Annotated in this window: 6 protein-coding genes; 5 read left to right on the top strand and 1 reads right to left on the bottom strand. The window is 70.3% G+C overall.

All coding sequences use genetic code 11. The annotated features are described in order from the left end of the window. Positions 1–170 precede the first annotated feature (170 nt). A complete protein-coding gene (locus tag ACFV2J_RS26915; RefSeq protein WP_385083754.1) occupies positions 171–728 on the bottom strand; it encodes a glycoside hydrolase family 25 protein in 558 nt (185 codons plus the stop codon). 441 nt (positions 729–1,169) lie between these two features. Here ACFV2J_RS26915 and ACFV2J_RS26910 point away from each other — a divergent pair, with 441 nt between their 5' ends. The 5 genes from ACFV2J_RS26910 to ACFV2J_RS26890 all read left to right on the top strand — a co-directional run bounded on the left by ACFV2J_RS26910 (position 1,170) and on the right by ACFV2J_RS26890 (position 10,401). Then, positions 1,170–2,381 carry an MAB_1171c family putative transporter gene (locus ACFV2J_RS26910; RefSeq protein WP_385083755.1) on the top strand — a complete coding sequence of 404 codons (1,212 nt, stop codon included), beginning with the start codon at positions 1,170–1,172 and terminating at the stop codon, positions 2,379–2,381. Positions 2,382–2,807: 426 nt separating this feature from the next. Continuing rightward, positions 2,808–4,202, top strand: a complete 1,395-nt coding sequence (locus tag ACFV2J_RS26905) for an FAD-dependent oxidoreductase (RefSeq protein WP_385083756.1) — start codon at positions 2,808–2,810, stop codon at positions 4,200–4,202. 107 nt (positions 4,203–4,309) lie between these two features. Then, the gene (locus ACFV2J_RS26900; RefSeq protein WP_385083757.1) at positions 4,310–5,299 is read left to right on the top strand and encodes a polyprenyl synthetase family protein; all 990 of its coding nucleotides are present in this window, start codon (positions 4,310–4,312) and stop codon (positions 5,297–5,299) included. A gap of 490 nt (positions 5,300–5,789) precedes the next feature. Next, positions 5,790–6,152 carry a hypothetical protein gene (locus tag ACFV2J_RS26895; RefSeq protein WP_385083758.1) on the top strand — a complete coding sequence of 121 codons (363 nt, stop codon included), beginning with the start codon at positions 5,790–5,792 and terminating at the stop codon, positions 6,150–6,152. Beyond that, complete coding sequence (locus ACFV2J_RS26890) at positions 6,136–10,401, top strand: DUF6531 domain-containing protein (protein ID WP_385083759.1); 4,266 nt, start codon at positions 6,136–6,138, stop codon at positions 10,399–10,401. The genes ACFV2J_RS26895 and ACFV2J_RS26890 overlap by 17 nt, the downstream gene beginning before the upstream one ends.

Genomic DNA, 10,401 nt, shown 5'->3' with positions numbered 1-10,401 from the left:
CGGGGCGCGGGGTGCCGGGGGTGGGGGTCCGCGCCGCGGGGGCGCGGGGGGGGCGGGCGCGGGGGGGGGGGGGCGCGCCCCCCCGCCCCGCGCCCCCCGGCGCACTCGCGTCCGGGCCGCTGCCGGATCGCCGTCGGACGGCCGTAGGACCTCCGTCGCGTCCGCGCCGGTCAGTCGACCGCGGCCCATTCGCGCAGCGCCGCCTTGCTGGAGAACTGGGCGACGTCCTTGTCCACGGGGTTGTCGGTGTACTGGTGGAAACGCCACTTGGCCTTGATGCGGGGCTCGCCCGCGGTCACGTAGTCGGCGATCCACAGACCGTCTCCGGCGTACGAGGTGGTGTCGACGTTGAGCCAGAAGTTGCGGTTCGTGTAGAGCAGGACCCGGTGGTCCGGCCGCAGCTCCTTCACCTTGCGCACGAAGCGGTCCTTCTCCGCGTTGCTGGCGTGCGTGCCGTCACCGGTGGTCTCCCAGTCGACGGCGAGCAGGTCACCGGCGCGCTCCGGGGCCTTGCCGACGAAGTACTCGGCCTGGGCGGTGAGATCGCCGGGCCACAGGAAGTGGTAGAAACCGACGACGCAGCCGGCGTCGCGGGCCGTCTTCACCTGGGCGGTGAGCTTCGGATTGACGTACGAACGGCCCTCGGTCGCCTTGACGAAGACGAAGGAGAGCCCGTCGGTGGAGTAGGCGGACGACTGGTAGGCGCTGACGTCGATGCCGCGGAGCATGGGGGACTCCTCCGTGCGTGGGGGGACGGGTGCGAGCGATTCTGCCTCTGCGGGCGGGGTGCGTTCCGGGTTTCACGGGTCTTGCGACCTCTCCGAGTGACGTTCCCCCGCATCGCCCACCCCACCCTCGAACGACCGGACGACGCCCCGCCGGTGCCAGACCGGCGCAAGTCCGGTCTGATCGGTACTTCGGCCCCACAGCTTGTTGCGCCGGACAGAGCCTGATCTGGCCGAAGGGGTACCTGGTTTGGCATATTTGCCTGCGGGGTGAGGCTCGGCGGATTCCGGCCACGGGCGCCCACGCAAAGGTTCGCGGGGAGAACAGTGCGTACAGGCAGAGCCAGGGAGACGCGGTACCTGATCCGCCCGCCCGAGCAGGACGTCATCGTCGCCGGCCGGACCACCGCGGCACCGGGACAACACCGCTCCAGGGGCTGAGCCGTGGGCGCCTCGACCTACTACATACCCGCGCTGGCCCTCTGGGCCGGCCTCGCCGCGAAGCTGCCCGAGCTGGTGCGATCCTGGCGCGATCCGCTGGTGCGCTGGGTCTGCTGGGTGATCTTCCTGGGGGGCGCCGGGTTCGCCTTCGCCGCCCCGCCCACCGTCGCCGCCGTGAACAGGACGAGCGGCGTGCCCAATCTCGCCGCCCTTCTGGTCTACGCCGTCGTCAGCGCCTACAGCGCCTCCTGCCTGGTGCTCATCCTGCACTGGCGCGGAGGTCCGGCCGACCACGTGCGCCGTCTCGCACGGCGCTGGCAGATCGGCTACGCCGTCGTGATCGTCCTGCTGATCCTCCTCTTCGTCCTGGGGGACGCCCCTGTCGAGCGGCGGACGGACCTCGACACCTACTACGCCACCTCGCCCTGGATCGGGCAGATGATCGTGCTGTACCTGCTCGGCCACATGACCGCCGCGGTCGCCACCACGGTGCTCTGCTGGCGCTGGGCGATCCAGGTGCACGGATGGCTGCGGGCCGGCTTGTGGCTGCTCGTGGCCGGCTGGCTGCTCAACCTGTCCTTCAGCACACTGAAGTTGACCGCGGTGGTGGCGCGGTGGGCCGGCAGGAGGTGGGACGTGCTGAGCACCGTCCTGGCGCCCGGTCTCGTCGGTCTGGCCGCCACCGTCGCCACCGTCGGCTTCACGCTGCCGCTGTACGGCCCGCGGCTGGCCGTCCTCGGGCGTGCGGTGGTGGCCTGGAGACGGCTCGGCCCGCTGTGGCGTGAACTCGGCAGTGCCTCCCCCGGTGTGCCGCTCGCCGCGCCGATCCCCTGGTACTCGTCCTGCGCGGTGCGCCTCACCCGGCGGGAGGCCGGCATCCAGGACGGCCTGAACCTCGTCCGCCCGCACCTCGACGACGAGGTCCGCTCCCACGCGCAGACCCTGGCCCGTGCCGCGGGGTACGGCACGGAGGACGCCTTCCGCATCGGCCTCGCGGCGATGATCGCCGCCGCCGTCCGCTCCCACCGCGACGACGCGCCCGCCGCCCGGACGGCGGTCACCCGGAACGTCACGCGGAACACCGAGGGCTTCGCGTCGCGGACCACGCTGGTGGGTGTGGCGCGGGCGTTGCGTACGTCCCCCATCGTCGTGGCTGCCCGTGCCGATGCCGATGCCGCGGCGCCGGCGGCGGACGACGAGAGAACTCCCCTGTGAACCCTGACCCCTTGACCTCCGGGCGCGGCTCCCGCCGGGCGCCGGCGACCGTGGCGCGGGCCGCGTACGCGGGGGGAGGCGCCGGCGTGCGCCGATGACCGACGGGCGCGCTGCCGGGTCCGGAACCGGTGAGGGCCGGAGAACGGACGAACCGGTGAAGCCCGGCAGGCGGCTGTCCCGCACCGCCGTCCGGTGACACGCGGCGAGGACGCCCGCGGGAGATCGAACCGGCCCTCAGGTGGGCAGTCTTCGGCCGGACACGTGCGTCGCACCGTCGCGGCCGTGTCCCGCAACACCCCGGTGGCCGGCCGGCCTCCGACCACTTCGCTCGCAGCCGCGACCCGGCGTCGCGCATGATGCGGTGTGGTGTGCGGCGGCCCACGTCAGCCGTCCGCACGGTCCGCGCAACAGAAGAGAGATCCGTACATGCCCGACAGATCCGCTCCCCGCCGCACCGCCGTGGTCATCGGAGGGGGCATGACGGGCATGCTCGCGGCAGCCGTGCTCGCCGACCACGCCGACGTCACCCTCGTCGAGCGCGACGTCCTTCCCGACGGCCCACGACCCCGCAAGGGGCTGCCGCAGGCCCGGCACGCCCACGTGCTGTGGTCCGGAGGGGTCAAAGCCCTCGAGGAACTGCTGCCGGGCGTCGTCGACCAGCTCGTCGGCCAGGGCGCCCGGAGAAACCGGATCATGACCGATCTGGTGTCCAAGGCTCCGTCCGGCCAGTGGTTCCGCCGCTTCCACCACGCCCGCCACGTCAACCTGCTGTGCAGCCGTGATCTGCTCGACGCCGTGATCCGCGCCAGGGTGCTCGAAGACCCGCGCATATCGCTGCGGCAGCGGGCCGAAGCACTGTCCCTGGAAGGCGACGCCGGACGGGTGTCCGGAGTGCGCGTACGCGAGGGGGACACCCACGGCACCATCGCCGCCGATCTGGTCGTCGACGCCAGTGGACGGGGCAGCCGCGCCCCCGACTGGCTGCGGAGCCTGGGACTTCCCCCCGTGACCGAGCGCACGGTCGACGCGGGCGTCCGCTACGCCAGCCGGATCTACCGCGCTCCCGGTACCGCCGCCGCCGGTTTCCCGATCGTCAACGTGCAGGCCGACCCCCGCCAGAACCCCGGCAGGGGCGGCATCATCACCCCCATCGAGGGCGGCCGCTGGCTGGTCACGCTCGCCGGGACCCGCGGCGGCCAACCCAGTGGCGACAACGAGGCGTTCGTTCCCTTCGCGCTCGGGCTGCCGCACCCCGTCATCGGCGAACTCCTCGCCTGCGCCGAGCCCGAGACGGACGTCGTCACCAGCCGCAGCACGGCCAACAAGCGGCGCTACTACGAGAAGGCCGACCGCTGGCCGGACGGGTTCGCCGTCCTCGGCGAGGCCGTCGCCGGCTACAACCCCGTCTACGGCCACGGGCTGAGCGCCGCCGCGCAGAGCGTCGTCGCCCTGCGCGGCGTCCTGCGACGGCAGGACCTTCGCGCTCCCGGTACGTCCCGGCGGATCCAGAGGGCCGCGGCCCGCCCGGTCGAGAACGCGTGGAGTCTGGCGGTGGGACAGGACGTGTTCTACCCGGGCGCCAGCGCACAGCCGCCCACCCGGCTCGAACGGAACCTCGCCGCCTTCGTGGACAAGGCCGTCGACGCCGGCTCGCGCAACCCCCACGCCCTCCGCATCCTGCTGGACGTGATGAGCATGGAGAAACCGCCTGCCCGGCTGCTCATGCCCGACATGCTCGCCCTGGTCTACCTCGGCCGGAAGAAGCCCCTGCTGGAAGGCCCGCCCCTGACGGAGCGCGAGCGCGCGGCAGCCACCGGCTGATGCCGTTCGGGCGGGGCCACCGTCGCGCGTTCCCCGCCCCGGACGACCCGGCGCCCAGGTCCGAAAGGCGCCCGTTCCATTCCATCGCAGAAATCACGGAATATCACATGAATTCCGCATCCTATCTGGATCTCCATCGGGAATACTCCTCGGAAATAGCGGAGGAAATCGAGGCGATCCTCGAGCGGCTCGGCCCGTCGGCCGATTCCCTCAGGAGCGTCGTCACGGAACTCCTGCGCCATCAGAGGATGAAATACCCCCTGTCGGTGCTGCCGCTGGTCGTGCACGGCGTCGAGACGGGCAGCGCCGGACCCGCCGTCCCGCTGTCCGCCGTGCACGTGCTGTGGTGGACGTCCGCCTGCTATCTCGACGATCTGGCGGACGGGAACGGCGATCACAGGCCCGCCGGCCTCACCCTGCACGAAGCGCTCCTGGCAGCCGTGGTCACGGGACACGTGCTCTCCCTGAAGGCGATCGACTCACGACGGGTCCCGGAGCCGGTCCGCGGCGCCCTGACGGCGGAGCTCCTCGACTGCGGGATCACCGCCGCCCAGGGGCAGCTGGGCGACATGCGCGCGGACGTGGGCACCGCGTCCCGGAACTCGGTCGTCACGGCGTACCGCGAGAAATCGGGCGCCCCTTTCGGCATGATCACGGCGATGGCCGCGATCCTGGCGGGCGCCGAGGCCGAGCGCACGAAACTGTGGCGGGAGTTCGGCTCCGTATTCGGAATTCTGTGGCAGCTGTTCAACGACCAGGAGGACATCGTGTCCGAACGGAACGAGGACCTGCTGAACGGCACCGTGACCTATCTTTTCGCCTGCGCCCTGGAGGACGCGCCGCCCGCTCTCAGGAACCGCGTCCTGGAGCTGCACGCCGGTGCGCGGACCTCCGCCGTGGCACGATCGGCCCTGGCCGCCCGCCTCCACGCACCCGCCGTCCTCGACCGCTACGAGGACGACATCCACAAGTTCCGCGACGAGGCGCACCGCATCCTCGGCGACCTGGGCGGCGACGAGAGGTACCTGCCGATTCTCCGGCAGCTGGTAGACGAGACGTCCCGGGTGCTGCTGCGACCGGGGTACGCCACCGGATGAGCCCCGCCTTCGGCGTACGGGAGACGGCGCGGACGGAGCGGAGATCGGGTCGGGAGGGGCGGGCCCGACGGCGTGGTGGCCCATGAACGTCCGGGTCGGGGCCGACCTGTTCGCTCGGACTTCGATGATGTCGACCGCCGGCCCGCCCCGCACCGTCTCCTTGTGCTCGACGCTCATGTCGGCCGCCTTTGATCCCGGAGCTGACCTGGTGTTTCGGCGCGGCGAACGCGGCTCGCGTGGCACCGGGGCCCGAATGAGGCGGTAGCCCGGAGATCCCTGGTCACCGAACCCCGGGGTCCGCCTCGACCGCTGATGCGCCACACGGGGTCTGCTCCAGCTGGAACGCGAACGCACCGCCTGAGCGGAGTTCACATGCCGTCACGAGAGGTTGCCGAGAAGGGCTCATTGCTCGCACGTGAGATGGGCATGACCTGTTCTTGACTCGTCCCCTCTAGTGTCATGGACGCGACTGCGAACGGGGGAACGTGCGATGGGTGACGGCAAGGACCCGGCCAAGGTCCTCGACATCAAAACCGCGGATCTGAAGCGGGCGGCACCGGACTTCCAGACGGCGGCAGTTGATCTGGGCAAGGCGCTGACTGCGCTCGTGAAGTCCCTCGACGGACTGGGCGAACCCTGGGGAAACGACAAGCAGGGCAAGGAGTTCGGCGACTCCTACAAGCCGTTGCAGAAGAAGATCGAGAGCGCGGCGGGCACGCTGGTGCTCGGTCTGACGAGCATCCACGAGGCGATGGCCGACCTGGCGGACGGCCATGTCGACAACGACGAGTTGATCGCCGGGATGTTCACCGACGTGAAGGTCACGAAGTCGGACGGTGCCGGTGAGCGTTGAGGACGAGGCCCGGAAGATCCTGCTGCATCTGGGCCTGTGGTGGCCGGAGGCGGATTCCGGGAAGCTGCGGTCGGCGGCGACCGCCTGGCGCACCTTCGCGGACGCCGTGGACGATGTACGGGGCCCGGTCAACCAGAGCGCGTCGTCGATCATTCACCACAACACCGGTGAGTCGATCGAGGCGTTCGGGAAGTTCTGGGGCCGTTACGCCAAGGACAAGGACAGCGGCTGGCTGAGCGACCTGGCCGGCTCCGGGCGCCAAATGGCCACCGCGCTCGACAAGTTCGCCGACGCCATCGACGACGCCGTCAACAAGCTCTGGACGCAGATCGGCATCGACGCGGCCGTGATCGCGGGCGGGGTGGCGCTCGCCTTCTTCACCGCGGGCCTCGCCTCCGGAGCCGCCGTCGCGGCGGCCGACCTCGTCATCGAGTTCGGCGCCGGCCTCGGCGTCGCCGTCTCCACGACGATCGCCGAGATCGCCGCGGGCACCCTGGTCGCCGCCACCTTCGGCGGGATCGAGTCGGTCACCGTCGATCTCGCCGTCGCCCAGCCGCTGAAGATGGCGACCGGACTGCAGCAGGGTTTCAGCCTCGACGAGGTCAACCAGGCCGCCAAGGACGGCATGATCTTCGGCGGCGCCCTGGGCGCCGGCGGCGGGGTCGTCAAGGCGGGCATCGAGGGCGCGTTCAGCGACACGACACCCTTGTTGCTACGTCCGCCCTCGCTCCGCCCCGACCTGGTGGAGCTGGGCCCGGCGGCCCGCAACGCCGACCGCACCCCCTGTGTGGGCGAGCCGATCGACGTGGCGACCGGCGCGATGCTGATGACGGCGACGGACCTGGCGCTGCCGGGCAGCCTGCCGTTGGAGTTCACCCGCACCCACCTGTCGTCGTATCGCGGCGGCGTGTGCTTTGGTTCGACCTGGATCTCGACGCTCGACGAGTGCCTCCAGATCGACGGCGAGGGCGTGGTCTTCGCGGCGGCGGACGGCATGCGCCTGGTCTACCCCGTGCCGGAGCCAGGTGTCCCGACGATGCCGGTCAAGGGCGTGCGCTGGCCCCTGGAATGGGACGGCAAGCCGGACAGCGCGATGACGGTCACCGACCCGGCGACGGGAGTCGTCCGCACGTTCGGCGCCCCGGTCCCGTCCCCGACCTTCGGCGTCTTCCACCTCGCGCTTGACTCCTGGAGCGACCGCAACGGCACCCGCGTCGACGTCGAACGCGACGACGAGGGAATCCCGTTCGGCCTCCGCCACTCGGGCGGCCACTACGTCGCCGTCGACACGACCGGCCCCCGCATCACCGCCTTGCGCCTGCTCGACGAACCCCCCTCGTGCTACGGCCCCGACGGCCCGGTGGGCGAGGGCACGGTCGTCATGCGCTACGGCTACGACGGCACCGGCAATCTCACGGAAGTCGTCAACTCCAGTGGGGAGCCTCTGCGGTTCTCGTACGACGAACAGGGCCGAATCACCAAGTGGACGGACCGCAACGGGACTTGGTTCTCGTACGCCTACGACGAGCACGGCCGGGTGGTCCGTACCGAGGGTGTCGACGGCATCCTGTCGGGCACCCTGGCCTACGACGACACCGCCCTCACCACGACGTACACCGACTCTCTGGGCCGCGTCTCGACCCACCGTTACAACTCGGAGGGCCTGGTCGTCGAGGAGACGGATCAGCTGGGCCATGTCACGCGCACACTGTGGAACGAACACGGTGACAAGCCTCTGGCCGTCACCGATCCGCTGGGACGGACCACGCGGTACGGATATGACGAGGCGGGGAACACGGCCGATGTCACCCTGCCCGACGGTACGGTGGCGCGGGCCGCGTACAACGCGTTCGGGCTGCCGACAGAGGTCGTGGAGGCGGGCGGGGCTACCTGGCGGCACACCTACGACGAGCAGGGGAACCTGCTGACGACCGTCGACCCGATGGGCGCCGAGACCCGGTACGTGTACGAGGCGCAGGGTCGCCCGACGGCGGTCACGAACGCGCTGGGTCACACGCGCACGGTGGTGTACGACGCGGCCGGGCTGGCCGTGGCACTGACGGACGAGTTGGGCCACACGACGTCGATACGCCGGGACTCCTTCGGCCGTGTCGTCGAGGTGACCGATCCGCTGGGACACAGCACTCGGCTGGGCTGGACGCCGGAGGGCAAGCCCGCTTGGCGCGAATTGGCGGACGGGGCAAAGGAGTCGTGGAAGTGGGACGCGGAGGGCAACCTCCTCAGTCACACCGACGCCGCGGGCAACAGCACGCACCACACGGCTGCCCCCTTCGACGTCACCGCCACGCGCACGGACCCGGACGGCACGACCTACTCCTTCGCCTACGACACCGAACTGCGTCTGACAGGAGTCACCAACCCCCAGGGGCTGACGTGGTCGTACACCTACGACGAGGCGGGCCGCCTGGTCGCGGAGACGGACTTCAACGGGCGCACGCTGACATACACGCATGACAGGGCGGGCCGGCTGACCTCGCGCACCAACGGCGCCGGAGAGACTCTGCGCTTCACGCGGGATGCGCTCGGCCGGGTGGCCGAAAAGCGGGATGACGCCGGCCACGTGACGACGTATACGTACGCAGCGACCGGACAGATGACCTCAGCGGTGAACCCGGACGCGGAAGTCGTCTTCGAACGCGACGCGCTGGGCCGCACCACGTCAGAGACGGTCAACGGCCGCAGGACCACCTACGAACACGACGCCCTCGGGCGTCGCACCCGCCGAGTGGTCCCTTCCGGGCTGACTTCACAGTGGACGTACGACCCGGCCGGGCTGGCCGCCGAACTCCGATCTGACGTAGGGACGTTGACCTTCGTCCACGACGCCGCGGGCCGCGAGACGCATCGGCGCCTGGGCGACGACGTCACTCTTGCCCAGAGCTGGGACACGACCGACCGTCTCGTCACCCAGTCCCTGACGTCATCGGCAAGCGTCGGGGAAGCGGACCACCTCCTCCAGCACCGCACTTACGCGTACCGCGCCGACGGATACCTCGCCGAAATCCGCGAACTCACCGCCGGCACACGCCGCTTCGACCTCGACGGCAAGGGGCGCGTCACGCGCGTGAACGCCCACGGTTGGACCGAGAGCTACGCCTACGACGCCACGGGTAATCTCACCCTCGCCACCGCGCCGGCCCACGAGACACCTGGCGACCGCGATGTCGAGGGCACCCTGATACGTCAGGCGGGCCGCACGGCGTACGAACACGACGCCCAAGGCCGCCTGGTCCGCAAGACCTGCAAACTCCTCGACGGCCGTCAGCGCACCTGGACATACAGCTGGAACGCGGAGGACCGCCTCACCCGGGCGGTCACCCCCGATGGTGACAGCTGGCACTACACGTACGATCCGCTCGGCCGTCGCATCTCCAAGTGCCGCACAACGGACGATGGTTCGGCCACCGACCGCACGGACTTCGCCTGGGACGGCACGCGTCTGGCCGAACAGACCGGGCCCGACGGCGAGGTCATCACCTGGGACTACGCGCTGGGCACCCACCGTCCGCTCACGCAGACGGAGCACAGGCCCGTGGTCCGCAGCCCTTCCACCTCCTTCCTCGCGCAACTGGCCGAGGAAACGGCCTCCGACCACTCCGCCCGCTTCTATGCGGTCATCACCGATGCTGTGGGCACTCCGACCGAACTGGTCGCTCCTGACGGAGCGTTGGCCTGGCAGCACCGGACAGCCCTGTGGGGCAGCCACGTCCCGTCCCCGATGGACGACACGGCGACCACGTACTGCCCGCTTCGCTTCCCGGGCCAGTACGCCGACGCCGAAACCGGCCTGAACTACAACTACTTCCGCTACTACGACCCGGAAAACGCCCGTTACATCACCCCCGACCCCCTCGGCCTCGACCCCGCGCCCAACCACCACGCCTTCGTGGAGAACCCCTTCGGCTGGCTCGATCCTCTTGGCCTCGCACCGTGCATCCCATACGGCCCGGCGACGGAAAAGGTCCAGAATGTTCTTGATAGGGTCAGGTCCAAGGGCTCGCCATTTGCCGGGTACAAGGGCGGCGCTCCATTCGGCAATACTGGAGCGAAGGGTGGGCAAGTCCTCCCGCAGGTCGACTCCGCCGGGAATCCTGTCACGTACCGGGAATGGGATGTCAACCCGAAGGTCAAGGGTGTCGACAGGGGCGAGGAGAGACTCGTCACCGGTTCGGACGGATCTTCCTACTACACCAGTGATCACTATCAAACTTTCATTCAGATCCCGTAA

Origin of the sequence: Streptomyces sp. NPDC059668 (genome assembly GCF_042734135.1) — a bacterium.
Lineage (GTDB): Bacteria > Actinomycetota > Actinomycetes > Streptomycetales > Streptomycetaceae > Streptomyces.
The sequence above is the reverse complement of the archived record's forward strand: the minus strand, read 5'-3'. Positions and strand labels throughout refer to the sequence as shown.

Excerpts from the sequence above, each read along its gene's own strand:
- ACFV2J_RS26915 (WP_385083754.1), bottom strand. The coding sequence starts at position 728 with ATGCTCCGCGGCATCGACGTCAGCGCCTACCAGTCGTCCGCCTACTCC.
- ACFV2J_RS26905 (WP_385083756.1), top strand. The coding sequence starts at position 2,808 with ATGCCCGACAGATCCGCTCCCCGCCGCACCGCCGTGGTCATCGGAGGG.
- ACFV2J_RS26900 (WP_385083757.1), top strand. The coding sequence starts at position 4,310 with ATGAATTCCGCATCCTATCTGGATCTCCATCGGGAATACTCCTCGGAA.
- ACFV2J_RS26895 (WP_385083758.1), top strand. The coding sequence starts at position 5,790 with ATGGGTGACGGCAAGGACCCGGCCAAGGTCCTCGACATCAAAACCGCG.